6 protein-coding genes are annotated in these 19408 nt (G+C 64.5%); all 6 read left to right on the forward strand.

Going from position 1 to position 19408, the window contains the following annotated elements:
- Positions 1-41 precede the first annotated feature (41 nt).
- The 6 genes from IM816_RS06365 to IM816_RS06390 all read left to right on the forward strand — a co-directional run bounded on the left by IM816_RS06365 (position 42) and on the right by IM816_RS06390 (position 19407).
- Positions 42-2465 carry an ABC transporter permease gene (locus IM816_RS06365; protein ID WP_250340229.1) on the forward strand — a complete coding sequence of 808 codons (2424 nt, stop codon included), beginning with the start codon at positions 42-44 and terminating at the stop codon, positions 2463-2465.
- Positions 2466-2541: 76 nt separating this feature from the next.
- Positions 2542-3264, forward strand: a complete 723-nt coding sequence (locus IM816_RS06370) for an SRPBCC family protein (protein WP_250340230.1) — start codon at positions 2542-2544, stop codon at positions 3262-3264.
- 30 nt (positions 3265-3294) lie between these two features.
- A complete protein-coding gene (locus tag IM816_RS06375) occupies positions 3295-6684 on the forward strand; it encodes a non-ribosomal peptide synthetase (protein WP_250340231.1) in 3390 nt (1129 codons plus the stop codon).
- 106 nt (positions 6685-6790) lie between these two features.
- Positions 6791-8038 carry an efflux RND transporter periplasmic adaptor subunit gene (locus IM816_RS06380; protein WP_250340232.1) on the forward strand — a complete coding sequence of 416 codons (1248 nt, stop codon included), beginning with the start codon at positions 6791-6793 and terminating at the stop codon, positions 8036-8038.
- A gap of 75 nt (positions 8039-8113) precedes the next feature.
- Positions 8114-8830, forward strand: coding sequence for an ABC transporter ATP-binding protein (locus tag IM816_RS06385; RefSeq protein ID WP_072324064.1), 717 nt, complete (start codon positions 8114-8116; stop codon positions 8828-8830).
- Between the two features lie 71 nt (positions 8831-8901).
- The gene (locus IM816_RS06390; protein ID WP_250340233.1) at positions 8902-19407 is read left to right on the forward strand and encodes a non-ribosomal peptide synthetase; all 10506 of its coding nucleotides are present in this window, start codon (positions 8902-8904) and stop codon (positions 19405-19407) included.
- Position 19408 lies beyond the last annotated feature (1 nt).

Below are 19408 nucleotides of genomic sequence, written 5' to 3' on the forward strand. Positions count from 1 at the left end.
GGTGCGCCGTCTCATACCGTTCGTGCAAAGGGAGCTTCACGGTGCTGAAAAACATCCGATTCGATCTGGCCCATGCCTGGCGATTGTTCGTCCGCACACCGGGCAACTCCTTGCTCTGCATCCTCGTGGTCGCGCTGAGCGTTGGGCTATCGCTCTTCGTTTACGTGATCGACTACAACATTGGCCTGAAGCCGTTGCCGTTCGAGGGTTCATCGCAGTGGTTGAGCATACAGATGGCGGACAATCCGTCGGCATCGCTGCGACCGCGTACCGACGTCTTCACCTATAACGAACTGCGCAAGCGCACCAGATCGGTCAATTATCTGGGCGCCTTCTCGCCGCGTTCGCCCATCATGAGCGAGGGCGAAGCGAGCATGCGCCTGCGTGGTGCCGCTATCGAACCGTCTTTGCTTGCGGCGCTCGGGCGCAAGCCGATGCTCGGCAGGCTGTTCGACGACCGCGATGGCGCGGCGGATGCCTCCACCTCGGTGATTCTGAGCTACGACACGTGGCGCAACTATTTCTCCGGCGATCCGCAGATCGTTGGCAAGAACATCCGTGTGGACGGCAAGATGGTCCCTGTGGCGGGTGTGATGCCCGCCGATTTCTTTGCCTTTCAGGATTTCGAAGTCTGGACCCCGCTGCAAAAAGCGGTACTTGCAGCGCCAGACGCGTCGCTGCCGAAGGTTACGATCCTGGCGGTGCCGGCCGCGGGTGCGTCGGTCGATGCCGTCAACGCGGACCTGTCGCAGGCCATCGCGTCCATCAATGCCGATTATCCTCAGGCATACGGCGCCAAGCGGCGGGTATCGGTATTTCCCGCGCACCGCATGTACACGCATGACAACATCCCGGTCATTGCCATGGCGACGTTCATCGCCGTGGCAGTGCTTCTGCTGGGTGGTCTGAACATCAGCATGATCTTCTTCGCCATGCTGATGGAGCGTAGCCGAGAACTTGCGTTGCGCACCGCGCTGGGGTCCACGCGTTGGCGCGTGCTCCGGCAGTGCCTGCTGCAATCGTTCTTTGTGATCGCCTTCGGGCTGGTAGTGGGTGCGGTGCTTGCCGTACTGGCAGTCAAATGGGCCCACGGGCTGCTCGATTTCACGTCGCGATTGCAGGCATCTGGCCGCGACCCGAACGAACTGCTGGTGCGGCCATTGGACTTCGTTGTGGCCATCGTGGCCGCAGCGGTGCTATGGCTGCTGAGTACGCTCATTCCCGCCTGGCGAATCTCGCGTCTCGACCCCGCGACTACGCTCGCCGGTACCGGCAAGGGTACGGCTGCCAAGGGCAGTCAGCGGACGACGTCGATTCTGGTTGGCGTGCAGGTTCTCGTGTCCTCGGTTCTGCTGGTGATCTGCGCCAACATCGCCACGGCGGTCAGCAGCGAATTGCGCCGACCGGTCGGCGTTGCCGAAGCGGATCGATTCCTTTCCACCTATGCCTCTACGCTGGGATCTCGCTACGCCACGCCTGACGATCGGCTGCGCTACTGGGATCAGCTGGACGCTTCGATCCGTCAGCGTGTCCCCGGTGCCGAAGTGGCGTACATGACGGCCAGCCCGACCGCTCCGTCCATGCAGCGCGCGGACATCGAAGACCGCGTCGGTGCGGCAGACAGCAAGAACAAGCTGGAGCTTCCGTTCACGACCGTCTCGAGCAACTATTTCGACGTGTTGGGTATTTCGATCCGCAGTGGACGAGGCTTCGACGCTACCGACGTAGCGACCAATCAGCAGGTCGCGATCGTGGACGAGCGCACGGCGGCTCAGTATTGGCCGAACCGCAGTCCGCTCGGTCAGCGTGTCCAGCTCGACCCCGAGAACAACGGTCCCTGGTTGACCATCGTCGGTATCGCGTCGGCGGTATCGGGGCCGTACAGCGACGTACCCGGGGTGATCTACCGCCCGCTGAAGCAGGCGACGCCCACCGCGTTCCAGTTGCTGGTGAAGGTGCCTGCACCGCGCAGCGATACGCGTGAGCAGCTGCGGACGGCGGCGTTCGAAGTCGACCCGGACGTGCCGCTGCACAACCTGCAGCGCCTCGACGAATATCTCGTCGCCATCAACTCGTACAAATCCATGGTGCCTGGTTTTACCGGCATTGCTCTGATCACCGTGATTCTGGCCGCAAGCGGTCTGTTTGGGCTCATCAGTCGATCCGTGGCGCAGCGCACGCAGGAGATCGGGATCATGCGCGCGCTGGGCAGCACCAGCGGCCGGATTATCCGTGGCTTCATGCGGCAGGCCATGTGGTATCTGATCGTGGGCCTGATCGGCGGCGTGCTTGGCATCGTGATGACCACCGGCATGACGAGCGTGGTACCGAATGCACTGGATGGCGTGGTGATGGTGACGTTAGCCGTTCTGATCGTGATGGTGGCGGTGATCTTTGGCTCGTCGTACCTGCCGGCGCGACGCGCCGTCGTGATGGAACCCGGGGATGCGCTTCGTTACGAGTGATCACGGGGGAGCACGACGCACATAGGGATTCGGAGCCCCGATGCATGGTCGGGGCTTCTCTTCAAGGGGAGTGACAATGCAGAAGCGTAGGAATCTTGCCCGGCGTATCGGGAAGGGACTGTTGATTCTCGTGGGCGTGCTGTTCGTGGGCGCGGCATGCGCCCACCTGGCGTGGAAATACTCGGGCGACGACACACCCAAGCTGGTCATCGACAAACAGGGTATCCAGGTTTACACCATCAAGACGCCCGGGCAGTCGTTGCTAAAGATCAAGGCGGTGCGTGTCGTCAAGAGCACCCTGGACCGCGCCGCCGCAGCGCACCTCGATGGGAGCCTCGAGAATTGCCACGACTGGATTCCCGATTGCTACGAATCGTTGGCAGTCAAGCACTGGGATCCGCAGGCAAGAAACTACGTTCAGTTGTGGAAAGAGAAATTTCCGGAGCCTTTCTCGCCGCGCGAGTTCCTGCTCAATACGCAGTTCACGCAGGCTGCTCCCGGTCAGCCGATCACGGTCGAGTTCACGGCTGCTCCCGATGCGGCGCCCAAGAGCGATTGCTGCTATCGGTTGACCCATATGCATGCGGTTTGGACGCTCGATCCGATCGACCAGGATGACGTCCGTGTCACCCTCATGCAGGACATCGACGTGGGGCTTCCGTACTTCCTGTTCAACGACGAAGCGCCTCGCGCGGTGTACGGCGCCTTCGAGGATCTTCCGCGGCTTTACGCGAAGACGAAGTACGACACCGTGTCCCTGCAGACGATTTATGGCGGCCAGCCGATCGTCGCCGAGTAACCGGTCTTACGACGCCAAGGGAAGTGGGCAATGGACGACATCAAGGCACTGCTGGCCGATCTTGCTGCCAAGGGCATCGAGATCCGGCTCGACGGGGAGAAACTCGCGGTTCGCGGACCGCGAGAGGCCATGACCGAGGAGGTGCGCGGCGCGGTGGCACGGCACAAGCGAGCGCTGCTGAGCCTGCTCGATGCACGTGCTCGGCCGGATGGATCCGCTGTGGAAGAACGGGACGTTTTTCCACTATCCGCGGGGCAGCGCGCGCACTACCTGATGCATACGCTGCATGCGTCGCGTAGCAACGCCATCACGGCCTGCACGCGCCTACGGGGCGATCTGGATCCTGCACTGCTGTCCGCAGCATGGGAGCAAGTGCTTCACCGGTATCCGATTCTGATGGCGCGGATCGAGGAGCGCGAGGGGGAGCCGATCCATCGCGTCGAACGTGCCGCACTGCCCGCTTTGACGATCGTGCCTGATCCCGTCGCCGAGCCGGTGCTGGTGGAGCGCCTTCGGGCGATCGCCCATCGGCGCTTCGAGATCGATCGCGAGCCGCTGGTTCGTGCCAGTCTGCATCGGCTGGAAGGGGGCGACTTCTGCCTGTTCGTCGCCGTGCACCATATCGTTTTCGATGGGCAGTCCGTCGGTATCCTGCTCCGCGGGTTGTTCGAAGCAGTTGACGCGTTGGCGTCAGGCAGCAAGGCACCTATCGGCGGCGACGTCGCACAGGGCCGCTTTGCAGCGTGGGAACAGACGATGCTCGCTTCGAACGAGGGCGCGCGAAGTCGCGAGTTCTGGCGCGAGCGTCTCGCCGTCGAACGTCCGATTTTCAGGCTGCTTCCCGAACACGCCGAGGCGTTCGATGGCGATCGCCCATCGACGATCCATGCGCGTACCCTCGACGCCGGGCTAGCCGGCCGCCTCAAAGCCGTCTGTGGGACGTTGGGCGTGCAGCCGACCGCGTGGTTCCACGCGGTATACCTCGCGTTGCTGCACAAGCACAGCATGCAGGACGACATCACGTGCCTGATGCCCGTGATGGTCAGGCCGGATGCGAGCTATCGGGACGAAATCGGTTTCTATTTCAACGTCGTGCCGATCAGGGCGACCGTGGATGGAGCAGAGTCGACCGCCGCGCTGAGCAGGCGGCTGCAGATGGTCATCATGGACGCCGTCTACCATTCTGCCTTCCCGTTCCCCTTGATGGTGGACCGTACGCGCCCCGATGCCAGCGTGCCGTTTGGCCTCTATTTCGGCTACCACGAGTTCAGCAGTCTTTCCGATCCCACCTTTGCGGATTATCGGCAGCGCTTCGGCATGGCACCGTTCGATGCGTTCGGCCAGCAGGGCGAGGGTGATTACGAGTGGGCGCTGGAAGTGTTTCGCGAGGACGACACCTGGCGCGTCACCTTACAGGCCGACCCCACGCTTCATCCCGATGCGGTGGTCTCTCGCGTGCTGGATCGTTTCATGGGCCTGCTGCAGCAGGCGTGCGTCGATCCGGATCGGACGGTTGCACAACTGGCGCTCGCCACACCAATCGAGCGCGAGCTCGTGGTGCGTGCATGGAACGACACAGACGCGCCGTTCGACGACGGGCGCTGCATTCACGATTTCTTCGTTCAGCAGACGCGGGAACGACCGTCGGCACCCGCGGTTCGCCATGGCGGCGAGATAATGGATTACGCGACGCTCGGCGCGCGTACCGAGACGCTGGCGATCTGGTTGCAGCAGCACGGCGTAGGGCGCGACAGCATCGTGGCCCTGTGTATGGATCGGTCCATCGATATGGAAGTGGCGATTCTTGCGGTGCTGCGTGCCGGTGGTGCTTACATGCCCATGGACCCGGAATATCCAACCGACCGTCTCGGCTACATGCTGGAGGACTCGGCGAGTGTCGTGGTGCTGACCCAGGCCGACAAGCGCGAGCGCATGGCGAACCTCCCTCAGGCATCCGGCGCGAAGGTCGTGGCGCTCGACACCGAATGGGCCGACATCGAGGCGAAGGTGACGGGGTGGCGTTCGGAAGGCATGCAACTTCAAGATATCGCGACGGCGGGCGACGTGGCCTACGTGATCTTTACGTCGGGTTCGACCGGACGGCCCAAGGGTGTGCTGGTCGAGCACCGCGCGCTGGTGAATCGCCTGCAATGGATGCAGAAGCAGTATCCCATCGGTCCCGGGGACGTCGTGGCGCAGAAGACGCCCTACTGTTTCGATGTATCCGTATGGGAGCTGCTGTGGACCCCCATGATGGGCGCGCAACTGGCCTTTGTGCAGCCGGGCGGACACATGGATGCGCATTACATGCGTCGTTTCGTCGTGTCTCAGAGCGTGACGGTTCTGCACTTCGTGCCGTCCATGTTGCACACATTCCTGGATCACGCCGGTGGGGCCTGCCCGAGCGTGCGCTACGTGTTCTGCAGCGGCGAAGCGCTGGACGCCGAGTCGGCCAGGCGCTATCGCGATACGTTCCCTGCCGCTGCCCTGCATAACCTTTACGGCCCGACCGAGGCGGCCATCGACGTCACCGCTTACGACTGTACGAACCTGGAATACAGCTTCGTGCCGATCGGTCGTCCGATCGACAATACGCAGATCCTGATTCTTGACGCGCATGGTCAGCCGCAACCGCCCGGTGTACCCGGAGAGCTGCACATCGGCGGGGTCAACCTGGCACGCGGTTATCTCAAGCGTCCCGACCTCACCGCCGAACGGTTCATCCGTCATCCGTTCGAACCGTCGGCGCGGCTGTATCGGACGGGTGATCTGGCGCGCTGGCTCGACGACGGCAACATCCAGTATCTCGGTCGCATCGATCACCAAGTGAAGGTCGGCGGCGTACGTATCGAACTGGGAGAAATCGAAGCGCGCCTCAATACGTATCCGGGCATGGCAGCGAGTGCCGTCATACCCCGTGGCCAGACAGGCGAAACGCAGCTCATCGCCTTCTATCGCATGCGCGAATCCATGCCTGGCGACCTCGTCACCGTCGATTCCATGGATCTGCGGAAACACCTGCTCGAGGTGTTGCCCGAGTACATGGTGCCTGCGGCGTTCGTGAGCCTCGCTGCCATCCCGGTGACATCCAACGGGAAGGTGGATCGGCGCGCATTGCAGGCGGTAGAGGTCGGCATCGATACACGGCAGGCCTACGAGCCGCCAGCGACCGAGACCGAGCGGGGCCTCATCGCACTGTGGGACACGGTATTCAAGGAGCGCGGATTCGTCGCGAGTGCGGCCACGATCGGTGCGCACGACAATTTCTTCGACCTGGGCGGCAATTCGCTGCTGGCGACCCGACTTATCTACACCGTGCGCGATCGATTCGGCGTGGACCTGCCGGTCAAGGCCCTCTTCGAGCAGGCGACGATCCGAAATCTGGCGAGCCAGATCGATGCGTTGAGCGCTTCCCGGTAGTGGGACGCGGCGGTCCCGGGCACGCGACCGTCGCAGGGGCGAGGCGCCGTAACACAAGGCGAAACCTCGGTTATTTCATTGGCATGATCGTTGCGTAGCAGGGCCCATGGACCATATCAGAACCCAGCCCAAGCGAACCTTTAACAAGCGCACCGTGATCGTGGTAGCGGCCGTCGCCATGGTGGTCGCGTGCGGTGTTGGATTGGCGAGCGTCGATTTCAGCACGCAGCGTGTCGACCGCGACAAGGTTTCCGTTGACACCGTGCGGCGCGGGCTCATGGAAGTGAAGGTGCACGCGAACGGACAACTGGTGCCGCGGAGCGTGGAATACCTCGCCTCGCAGGTGAACGCGCGTGTGCTGAAGAAGTACGTGCGACCGGGCGCCACGGTGAAGGCAGGCGATCTGCTGGCGGAGTTGAGCAATCCGCAGTTGACCGCGAGTGCCGCGGAAGCGGAGTCGGCCTGGAAGGGTTCGGTCAATACCCTGAACGCATCGCGCGCGGATCTCCGCGCCATGATGATCAATCAGGAGGCGGCACTCATGCAGGCGAAGTTCGCGCTGGAGCGCGCGCAGCGCCGCCTTGATGCCGAGCAGAGCCTCATGCCCGGCGTGATTCCGCGCGTGGAGCACGATGCCACGGTGCTGACGGCAGCGCAGGGCCGCGAGCAGGTGGACATGGAAACGCGGCGCACCGCCGCGGTGCGCATCAACGTGCAGGAAAAGCTCAATGCCGACCAGGCGCGTTCGGACGAACTGAAGAAGGCGATGGAGCGTGCCAACGACCAGGTGGCCAACCTGCGCATCGTGGCCGGCATCGACGGCGTGGTGCAGGAGATGAACATCGACGTCGGACAGCAGTTGCAGCCCGGGTCGCCGGTGGGACGCATCGCGCGTCCCGACGACCTTTATGCCGAGTTGCGCGTGTCGGCACGCGAAGCCAACGACGTTCTTGCTGGCCAGAAGGTTTCGGTGGACACGCGAAACGGTGTGGTCGGTGGCACGGTGACGCGCGTCGATCCGTCGGTCATCAATGGCACCGTGGTCGTGGACGTCACGCTCGACGGCAAGCTGCCCGCCGGTGCGCGTCCGCAGCTTCCGGTGGAAGGCACCATCTTCCTGACTCGCATACCCGAGGCTACCTTCGTGGGCAGGCCTTCCTATGTGAAGCCCGACGCCACCGTGTCCGTCTACAAGCTCGACACGAGCGGTCACTACGCCACGCGCGTTCCCATCGCGGTCGGCAAGGTCTCGATGGATCTGATGCAGGTAAAGGGCGGTCTTGCCGAGGGAGACCGGATCATCACCTCGGAAACAGGCGAATGGCAGGGGCAGGACAAGATCCTGCTCAAGTAACTAACGGGCCGCCTGCCGGCGGTCTCACATGGAACGACCGGACCACTCAGCGCATCCGGTGACGAGGAGAGAGACATGAGCAAGCAGCACCTGATCGAGTTGCAGGCGGTCAAGAAAATCTTCTACACCGAAGACCTGGAGACCTGGGCGCTCAACAACATCCACCTCACCATCGACCAGGGCGAATACGTATCGATCACCGGACCGTCGGGCTGTGGCAAGTCCACGTTGCTCTCGGTGCTCGGACTGCTCAACTCGTTCACCGAAGGGTCGTATCGTCTCAACGGTACGGAAGTGTCGCAGCTTCCCGAGTCCAAGCGGGCCGAAGTTCGCAATCAGGAGATCGGTTTCATCTTCCAGGCCTTCAACCTCATCGGCGAGATGAACGTGTTCCAGAACGTCGAGCTTCCCCTGACGTTTCGTGACGACCTCACGAAGAAGCAACGTCATGCGATGGTGACCGAGGCGCTGGAACAGGTGGAAATGGGCCATCGTCACAAACACCACCCGGCGGCCCTGTCCGGTGGTCAGCAGCAGCGCGTAGCCATTGCGCGTGCGCTGGTCGGTCAACCCAAGATGCTGCTGGCGGACGAACCGACCGGCAATCTCGATTCGAAGAACGCGCAGATGGTCATGGACCTGCTCGACACGCTGCATCGCCGCGGCAGCACGATCGTCATGGTGACGCACGATCCACGCTCGGCCGCACAGGCTGGTCGGCAGATATCGCTCTTCGACGGCAAGCTCGTGGATGACTGTGCCGTGGCGCAGCCGGCGCTGGCCGTGATCTGACGTGATGGTCCCGCCGTCATAGGCGGGCAGGGGGTGGCGGTTCTATCGGAATCAGGGGCGGCAGGAAGCGCATGACGACGGTGCACGCGTTATTGAAGAACCTCGCCGATCGCGGCGTGCGAGTGCGGCTGGATGGTGAGCGCCTTGTCTGCCTGGCGTTGCCGGGTTCGTTCACGACGGATATCGGGTCCGCCGTAAACACCCATCGCGACGAAATTGTGGCGATCATGAAGCGCGTGAGGGCGCGCGGCGGGCGCATTCCGCGCGCCGATCGGCACGGCGTGATTCCCCTGAGCCATGCGCAGGAGCGACTCTGGTTCATCGATCAGCTCGATCCGGATTCGGCCGGCTATAGCATCGCCGGTGCCGTACGGATCGCCGCATCGCTCGATGCGGAAGTCTTCGCTGTGGCGCTCGCCAAGCTGGTTCAGCGCCACGAGATCCTGCGTACGGTATTCGCGAGCGACGAGGGCACGCCACGGCAGTGCATCATGCCGCGCATGGACGTGCCATTGGCTGTGCACGACCTGACCGACGTGCCCCCCTCGTCACGCGTGGAGGCGTGCCGCCGTCTCTGCGCCGCCGAAGCCGGCGTGCCGTTCGATCTCACCTGCGGACCGTTGTTCCGCGCCACGATTTTCCGGCTCGGTGAGAGCGATCACGTCGTTCTGCTGAACATGCATCACATTGTGGGCGATGGGTGGTCGATCCCGATTCTCGTCGACGAACTTGCGGCTCTCATGACACGTGGGGACGACGCGCTTTCGCCGTTGCCCATCCAGTACGCCGACTATGCAGCGTGGCAGCGCAACCAGCATGGGGGCGGCACGCATTTCAATCCTAATCTGGACTACTGGCGCGACACACTACGCGGTGTTCCAGAGACCCTCGCGCTGCCAACGGACGGCACCGTGCCCACGACCGCAACGGCACCCGGCGGCACCCATCGCTTCCGGCTCGATGCGCTGGTCACCGCGGGTTTGAGCCGCCTGGCGCGCGACGCCGACGCGACGCCTTTCATGGCCTGGATCGCCACAGTGGCGGTGTTGCTGCATCGTTACGCGGGACAGCACGATTTCTGTATTGGCACGCCCGTCGCCAACCGCGGCCATGCAGACACGGCCGGGCTGATCGGTTTGTTCGTCAACACGCTGCCATTACGCATGCGCTTGCAGAGCGGCGTCACGTTCCACGACCTCCTGCGTCAGGTGCGCGAGACCTGTCTCGAGGCTTATGCGCGACAGGACACGCCATTCGAGCAGATCGTCGCCGCCGTCGCGACGCAGCGAAATCTCGCGGCTACACCGCTGTTCCGGGTGATGGTGGCGATGCAGGAGGAAACGCCGTCGCTTGCGGCATGGGGCTCCGAGCCGTTGACTTTCGAGACGGGCATTGCCAAGTTCGACCTGAGCTTCGACTTGACCACGGTCAACGGCGGCACGGATGTCGTCGTGGAATTCAATGCGGCCATGTTCGCGCGGTCGCGTATCGAGCGCATGGCGAAGCATCTTGCCGCGCTGGTCGCGGCGCTGGTAGCACGGCCGGACGTTCCTGTTGCCGAGCAGGATTACCTGGGCCGAGAGCGGCATCGGCTGCTGACGGAATTCAATGAGACGGACGCGCCGATCGACCCGGCCGAGCGCGCACACGACGCCATTGTGGCGCAGGCCGTACGCACGCCTGCGGTCGTGGCGTTGCGCAGCGCGTTCGGCGACCTGACCTACGACGGGCTACTGCGCGCAGCGGCAATCACGGCGCGCCAGATCCGCGAGGGCGGCGCCCTGCCGGGGCAGATCGTCGGGCTGTGCGTAGATCGCACGCCCGCCATGGTCTCCGGTCTGCTGGGTATCTTGCTTGCCGGATGCGCTTTCCTGCCACTCGATCCGCGGCACCCACCCGGGCGTCTGGCACAGACGCTGACCGATGCGGGCGCGTCGCTTGTGGTCGCCGACCCGCACGGCCTGGCTTGGCTCGAAGGCGAAGCGCTGCCGCCAGTGATCGCTCTGGGCGCCTGGGAAGACATGGTCGAACAAGTGGCCGTAGCCGATGGTCTCGACGCGCTGCTCGCCGCACTCGGTGCCGGCCCGGCGCCGGACGATCTGGCCTATGTGATCTTCACGTCGGGGTCGACAGGCCGGCCCAAGGGCGTGGCCGTCGAACACCGCTCGCTGGTCAACCACAATCGCTTTGCCTGCCGTTACTACGGCTTTGCGAACGACGACGTGCAGCTCATGGTCTCCAGCATGGGTTTCGACCTGTACCTGGAAGAAGTGCTCGTCGTTCTCCGCGCCGGCGGTACGCTCGTGCTCACCGATCGCGAGCAGGTCCTTACTCCTGGCGGCATCGGCGTCCTCGCGCAGCAGCACGGCCTTACGGCACTGAATCTACCGACCGCGCTGTTCCACGAACTGGTGTCGAGCGGCAGCCCCTTGCCGACGTTGCGCCGCGTGATCGTCGGTGGCGAACGGCTCGATCCGGCCAAGGTGGATGCGTTCTTCAAGGCCATGCCTTCGGCGACGCTGTTCAATACCTATGGTCCGACCGAGACGACCATCATCAGTACCGCGGCGCGTCTCACCGCCGAAGCCTGGAACGTGGAAGCCGGTGCACCCATCGGTCGACCGATCGATAACACGCATGCCTACGTCCTTGATGCGGGGCAGCGACTTGTGCCCATCGGCGTGGCCGGCGAACTGTATATCGGTGGCCACGGCGTAGCGCGTGGCTACCTCGGCCAGGACGAGCTTACGCGCGAGCGCTTCGTGTCGGACCCGTTCGGTAGCGGAGGACGGTTGTATCGCACCGGCGACCTTGTGCGCTGGCGTGAGGACGGCCAGATCGACTATCTCGGGCGCGTGGATCACCAGGTCAAGGTGCGCGGCTTCCGGGTGGAGCCCGGAGAAATCGAAGCGTGTATCGCGTCCCATCCCGACGTCAGTGACGCCATGGTGATCGCGCAAACCCAGGTGGGTGGCGGACGCCTGCTTGCCTTCTTCAGGCGCGTCGGTACGGCCACGGCCACGGCCGCGGATGTTGCGACGGATCTCAAGGCCTATCTTCGTCAGCGTCTGCCCGACTACATGCTGCCTGCAGCGTGCGTCGAAGTCACCGCATGGCCGCTGACACCCAACGGCAAGGTCGACGCGCAGGCTTTGTTTGCGGTGGTAGATCGCGTGGATGCGGCGCGCGACGATGCCTCGCCGATGACCGACACCGAGCGAGCGATAGCAGAAGTCTGGGCGGAACTCCTCGGGCTGCCCGTCACGTCCCTGAGCCGCGAATCGCACTTCTTCGAGGTTGGCGGCCACTCGCTGCTCGCCACGCGCTTGCTGGCCCGTATTCGTCAGCAGTTCGACGCAGACATCGGCGTAAGGGCTGTGTTCTCGCACTCGTTGCTTAGGGAGATGGCATGGCTTGTCGACCAGGCGTCGCGCACGATGCCGGTGGAGTCGATCCCGCCCATGCCGCGCGAGGGCAGTTTGCCACTCGGACCGGCGCAGGAGCGCCTGTGGTTTCTGCAGCAACTGGAACAGGACAGCGCCGCCTATAACGTAGCCGGTGCAGCGCGCCTCCGCGCGCCACTTGACGCGCAGCGGTTGCATGCTGCGTTGCTCAGCATTGCGCAGCGTCACGAAGCATTGCGGACGGTGTTCGTCTCGGTCGATGGCGAGCCGCGGCAGGTCATACGTCCTGAGGCGAGGGTGCCGCTGGATGTCGTGGACCTCTCGGTCATCCCCGCCGCCGAGCGCATCGGTGAGGCGCAGCGGTTGTGTCTCGCGGAAGCATCGACCCCGTTCGATCTGGTGGACGGTCCGCTGCTCCGCTGTGTTTTGATTCGGCTCGCCAGCGACGATCACGTCTTGATGCTCAACATGCATCACATCGTCAGCGATGGCTGGTCAACAGGCATTTTGTTATCCGAACTGGGCGCGCTGCTGGCCGATCCGGACGCGTCGCTGCCGGCTTTGCCCATCCAGTACGCCGACTATGCGATCTGGCAGCGGCGCTGGCTGGAAGAGGGCGGCGGGCTGTCTCGCCAGCTCGACTACTGGACCAGACAACTGGCCGGGATGCCCGAATCGCTGGCCCTGCCGACGGACTATCCACGCCCCGCCGAACGCGGCAGCGACGCGGCATCGGTCGCCTTCACGCTCGATGCGGCCCTGGTGCGCGGCTTGCGTACCCAGGCGGACGCCCAGGGCGCCACGCTGTACATGGCCTTGCTCGCGCTGGTGCAGGCGCTGCTGTATCGCTACACCGGGCAGGACGACATCTGCATCGGCACGCCGATCGCCAATCGCCGCCACGCGGAGACGGAAGGCCTGATCGGCATGTTCGTCAACACGCTGCCGCTGCGTACCCGAGTCGATGGCGCGGCGGGCTTCGAGGCGCTGCTGACCGAGACCATGCGCACCTGCCTGGACGCCTACGAGCATCAGGACACGCCGTTCGAGCGGATCGTGGAGGCGGTCAGTCCGCAGCGTAACCGGGCGATCAGCCCGCTGTTCCAGGTGATGGTGATCCTGCAGAACACCGCGGCGGTGGCGATGCCCGAAGGGGTGACGCCGTTCGAACTGGCACACGACGTCGCGAAGTTCGACTTGAGTCTGGAGTTCGTGGAAGAGGGAGACGGCATAAGCGCCACGATCACCTATGCCACCGACCTGTTCCAGCGGGCGCGAATCGAGCGCATGGTGGGGCATCTGTCGTGCCTGGGCGAAGCGGCACTGGCGGCACCGACGCAGGCGATCGGCAGGCTGGATTATCTGCCGGCGGTCGAACGCGCGCAGGTGCTGGGCGTTTTCAATGCCACGCAGCGGGCCTACCCGCGCGAGGCGCGCATCCACGATTTCGTGGTGGCGCAGATGGCGCGCACGCCGGAGCGGATCGCGGTGGTGGCCGAGGAAGGCTCGCTGACCTACGCCGAGCTGGATGTGCGCAGTCAGGTGCTGGCGCGCAGTCTGCAGGCGCGCGGCGTCGGTCCGGACCGCATCGTGGGCCTGTGTGCGGAACGGTCGCTGGCGATGGTGGTGGCGATCGTGGGCATCGTGCGTGCCGGTGCGGCGTATCTGCCCCTGGACCCGGACTACCCGAGCGAGCGGCTGGCGTACATGCTGGCCGATAGCGAAGCGCCGGTGGTGTTGACGCAGGCGCATCTGCGCGAGCGGATCGCGCCGTTGCTGGAAGGCCGCGACGTGCATCTGCGCTGTCTGGACAGCGAGTGGGCCGCCATCGAAGCGGACGCCAAAGACGTGGCACTGGCCGATCCGGCCGCAGCGACCGATCTTTGCTATGTGCTCTATACGTCGGGCTCGACCGGCCTGCCGAAGGGCGTACTGACTGAGCACCGCGCCCTGGTGAACCAGATGCACTGGCGCCTGCATCGGTATGGGCTATCGCCGGACGATGTCGTTCTGCAGAAGACCCCGTACAGCTTCGACGTGTCGGTATGGGAGTTCTTCTGGCCGTTGATGGTCGGCGCGCATCTGGTGCTTGCGGTCCCGGGTGGTCACCGCGACGTGGCGTACCTGGATGCGCTCATCGATCGCCATGGCATCACGACGCTGCACTTCGTCCCATCCATGGTCAGCATGTTCCTGGAACATGCGCGCGGTGAGCATCCTTCGGTCAAGCATCTGTTCTGCGGCGGCGAGGCCATGCCCGCAGCGGTCGCTCGCGGCTACAAGGCCGTGTTCCCGCATGCACATTTGTACAACCTGTACGGGCCGACCGAAGCCGCCATCGACGTAACAGCCTACGAATGCGATGGCGACGTACCGGTGGTTGTGCCGATCGGACGTCCGCTGGATAACACCCGCATCTATATTCTCGATCGGCATGACCAGCCGCAGCCGCTCGGTGTGGCGGGAGAGCTTTTCATCGCGGGCGACCAGCTGGCGCGAGGCTATCTCAATCGACCGGACCTGACGGCCGAGCGTTTCGTCGCCGACCCGTTCGTGGCCGGCGAGCGCATGTATCGCTCGGGCGATCTGGCCCGCTGGAACGACGACGGCACCATCGACTATCTCGGCCGTATCGATACGCAGGTAAAACTTCGCGGTCAGCGGATCGAATTGGGCGAGATCGAGGCGTGCCTGGAAACGCACGAAAGCGTCGAAAAAGCCGCGGTCATCGTGCAAGGGCAGGGTACTGGCCAACGCCTCGTCGCGTTTTACCGCTTGGCTGCGGGTGCCGAGTCCGCCGACGAGGCGCTGCGCGAACATGCCATGCGGGCGCTGCCGGCGTACATGGTCCCTTCGCTGTTCATGGCGCTTGCGACATGGCCGGCGACGACGAGCGGCAAGACCGATCGGCGTGCTCTCGCCGCCATCGAGGTCGCGGTGGCGTCGCGCGCCTTGCGTGTCGCACCCACCACCGACGACGAACAGCACATGGTGGAGGTGTGGGCAGCGGTTCTCGGAGTGGCGTCCGACCAGATCGGCATCGAAGACGACTTCTTCGACCTCGGCGGCCATTCGTTGCTCGCGACACGACTGGTGGCGCGCATTCGACACGTGTTTGGCGTCGAGCTTCCCCTGCGCGATATCTTCACCTATCCCTTGCTCAAGGATCTGACCGCGTGTGTGCAAAAGGCCACGCCATCCGATCTGCTGCCACTGAGAGCAGAGCGGGGCGTGGGCGACGTGGTACTCGGTTACGCGCAGGAACGCCTGTGGTTCCTGCAACAGCTCGAACCGGCCAGCACGGCTTACAACATGCCGTTGGCGGCGCGCCTATTGCGTCGCGTGGATGCTGCTTCGGTAGCAGATGCGATACATCGTCTGACCGTGCGCCACGAGTCGCTGCGTACCGTGTTCCCGTTGGTGAATGGCGAGCCGAAGCAGCGCGTTCTGCCGGATGTCGCGATACCGTTCGTCGCGGTCGATCTCTCTGCCCGTGCGCCGGGGGACGCCTTGGCTGAAGCGCAACGGCTATGCCTTACGGAAGCATCGACGCCGTTCGATCTCGCTGCGGGCCCGCTGCTGCGCGGTTTGCTGGTGACGGTGTCCGAAGGCGACCACGTGCTCATGCTCACCATGCATCACATCGTGGGCGACGGTTGGTCAACAGGCATTTTGTTATCCGAACTGGGCGCGCTGCTGGCCGATCCGGACGCGTCGCTGCCGGCTTTGCCCATCCAGTACGCCGACTATGCGATCTGGCAGCGGCGCTGGCTGGAAGAGGGCGGCGGGCTGTCTCGCCAGCTCGACTACTGGACCAGACAACTGGCCGGGATGCCCGAATCGCTGGCCCTGCCGACGGACTATCCACGCCCCGCCGAACGCGGCAGCGACGCGGCATCGGTCGCCTTCACGCTCGATGCGGCCCTGGTGCGCGGCTTGCGTACCCAGGCGGACGCCCAGGGCGCCACGCTGTACATGGCCTTGCTCGCGCTGGTGCAGGCGCTGCTGTATCGCTACACCGGGCAGGACGACATCTGCATCGGCACGCCGATCGCCAATCGCCGCCACGCGGAGACGGAAGGCCTGATCGGCATGTTCGTCAACACGCTGCCGCTGCGTACCCGAGTCGATGGCGCGGCGGGCTTCGAGGCGCTGCTGACCGAGACCATGCGCACCTGCCTGGACGCCTACGAGCATCAGGACACGCCGTTCGAGCGGATCGTGGAGGCGGTCAGTCCGCAGCGTAACCGGGCGATCAGCCCGCTGTTCCAGGTGATGGTGATCCTGCAGAACACCGCGGCGGTGGCGATGCCCGAAGGGGTGACGCCGTTCGAACTGGCACACGACGTCGCGAAGTTCGACTTGAGTCTGGAGTTCGTGGAAGAGGGAGACGGCATAAGCGCCACGATCACCTATGCCACCGACCTGTTCCAGCGGGCGCGAATCGAGCGCATGGTGGGGCATCTGTCGTGCCTGGGCGAAGCGGCACTGGCGGCACCGACGCAGGCGATCGGCAGGCTGGATTATCTGCCGGCGGTCGAACGCGCGCAGGTGCTGGGCGTTTTCAATGCCACGCAGCGGGCCTACCCGCGCGAGGCGCGCATCCACGATTTCGTGGTGGCGCAGATGGCGCGCACGCCGGAGCGGATCGCGGTGGTGGCCGAGGAAGGCTCGCTGACCTACGCCGAGCTGGATGTGCGCAGTCAGGTGCTGGCGCGCAGTCTGCAGGCGCGCGGCGTCGGTCCGGACCGCATCGTGGGCCTGTGTGCGGAACGGTCGCTGGCGATGGTGGTGGCGATCGTGGGCATCGTGCGTGCCGGTGCGGCGTATCTGCCCCTGGACCCGGACTACCCGAGCGAGCGGCTGGCGTACATGCTGGCCGATAGCGAAGCGCCGGTGGTGTTGACGCAGGCGCATCTGCGCGAGCGGATCGCGCCGTTGCTGGAAGGCCGCGACGTGCATCTGCGCTGTCTGGACAGCGAGTGGGCCGCCATCGAAGCGGACGCCAAAGACGTGGCACTGGCCGATCCGGCCGCAGCGACCGATCTTTGCTATGTGCTCTATACGTCGGGCTCGACGGGTCGTCCCAAGGGTGTGCTCAACGAACACCGCGGGCTGGTCAATCGCCTCGTCTGGATGCAGCGGGCCTATGCGCTGACCGACGCGGATGTGGTGTTGCAGAAGACGCCCTACAGCTTCGACGTGTCGGTCTGGGAATTCTTCTGGCCGCTGATGACAGGCGCCTGCATCGCCGTCGCCGAGCCTGGCGGTCATCGCGACGTGGCGTATCTACGCCGGGCGATCGACCACTTCGGCGTGACGACCTTGCATTTCGTGCCGTCCATGCTCACGGTCTTCCTGGAAAACGGGCACTCGGTTCACGACCGCGTGACGCGGCTCATCTGCAGCGGCGAGGCACTCGGACGCCGTGCGGTGATGACCTACCGCGAACGCTTTCCGCAGGCCGGCCTGTACAACCTGTATGGTCCGACCGAGGCGGCCATTGACGTCACCGCGCACGATTGCGCCGCGGTACCGACCACGCACGTTCCCATCGGCGCGCCGATCGACAATCTGCGTATCTACATCCTTGACGCTTTGAACCAGCCCCAACCTGTCGGCGTTGCCGGTGAGCTATACATCGCGGGCGACGGTCTCGCGCGTGGCTACCTCAAACGTCCGGAACTGACGGCCGAGCGTTTCGTCGCCGACCCGTTCGTATCGGGCGAGCGGATGTATCGCTCGGGTGACCTCGCCCGCTGGAACGACGACGGCACGATCGACTACCTCGGCCGTATCGATACACAAGTGAAGCTGCGTGGTCAACGCATCGAGCTGGGCGAGATCGAGGCCTGCCTTGAGGCGTACGAAGGCGTGGAGAACGCAGCGGTCGTGGTGCAAGGGGAGGGCGGCGCACAGCGATTGATTGCCGCGTACCATCCGGCGACCGATGCGGTGGTGGACGAGGACGCCTTGCGCGCGCATGTCGCTGGCATGTTGCCGGCGTACATGCTGCCGTCGGCGTTCGTTCCCGTTGCCGACTGGCCCACCACGACCAGCGGCAAGACCGATCGTCGTGCCTTGGCGGACATCGACGTGACGATTGCGGCACGCACGGATCGCATGCCTCCGGCCACCGACGACGAGCGACATATGGCTGCGCTGTGGGCCGAGGTACTCGACCTGCCGGTAGATGCCATCGCCAGAGATGACGACTTCTTCGAGTTGGGCGGTCATTCGTTGCTCGCGGTCCGTTTGATGGCGCGCATCGAGCAGTCGTGGGCGCGCGCATTGCCGATCGCCACCTTGTTCCATGCGCCAACCCTCGCCGAACTGGTGCAGCGACTGCATGCGGCGCCAGCCCAGGGTGTGTTGGTACCCATCAAGCCGGCCTCGGGACGGCTCCCCTTGTTCGTCATGCCCGGTGTGGGCGGCAACGTGCTGTCGTTTCGGGCGCTGGCGCAGAGCCTGGGCACGGAGCAAGCGGTCTTCGGCCTTCAGGCTGCCGGACTGGATGCCATCTCGGCACCGGCTACGGCGGTCCAGCAGGCAGCAGCCATCAACGCCGAAGCGATACGTTCCGTGCAGCCGCATGGCCCTTACCGACTGCTCGGTCATTCGTTCGGAGGTGTGGTGGCTTTCGAAACGGCACGGCTGCTGCTCGCGCAGGGCGAGCAGGTGGAAAGCCTGGCCTTGCTGGACGCGTTTCCCACGGTGCAGACCGCCGACATGCCGCGTGGCGAGGCAGAAGCGTTTCGTGCGCTGTGCCAGCAGATCGGCAGTCTCATGGGCAGGGACGTCGATGTGCCCGCCGATGAACTCGCCGCGATGCCGACGAGCGAATGGCCGTCAGTACTTCGAGCGAGAGGCATCGAGGTTGGCACGCAGCAGCTCGACACGCTGCGTGCCGTGCACGATGCCAACCGTCAGGCCTACGAGCGATACGTGCCTTCGCCCATGGGTGCGGCGATACCCGTCACGCTCTATCGCGCCACAAACGAGGTCCGCCCTGACATGCCGGCCGACCATGGCTGGAAAGCCTGGCTGCCTGGCCCGTTGCGCATCGTTGAGGTGGCCGCAGGACATTTCTCGATGTTGGACGAGCCCGCTGCCACCGCGATCGCCATGGACTGGCGACAGACCACGAACCCTTCTTCCTACGACCAGGACTGAA

It is taken from the genome of Luteibacter flocculans, from assembly GCF_023612255.1.
Taxonomy (GTDB): domain Bacteria; phylum Pseudomonadota; class Gammaproteobacteria; order Xanthomonadales; family Rhodanobacteraceae; genus Luteibacter; species Luteibacter flocculans.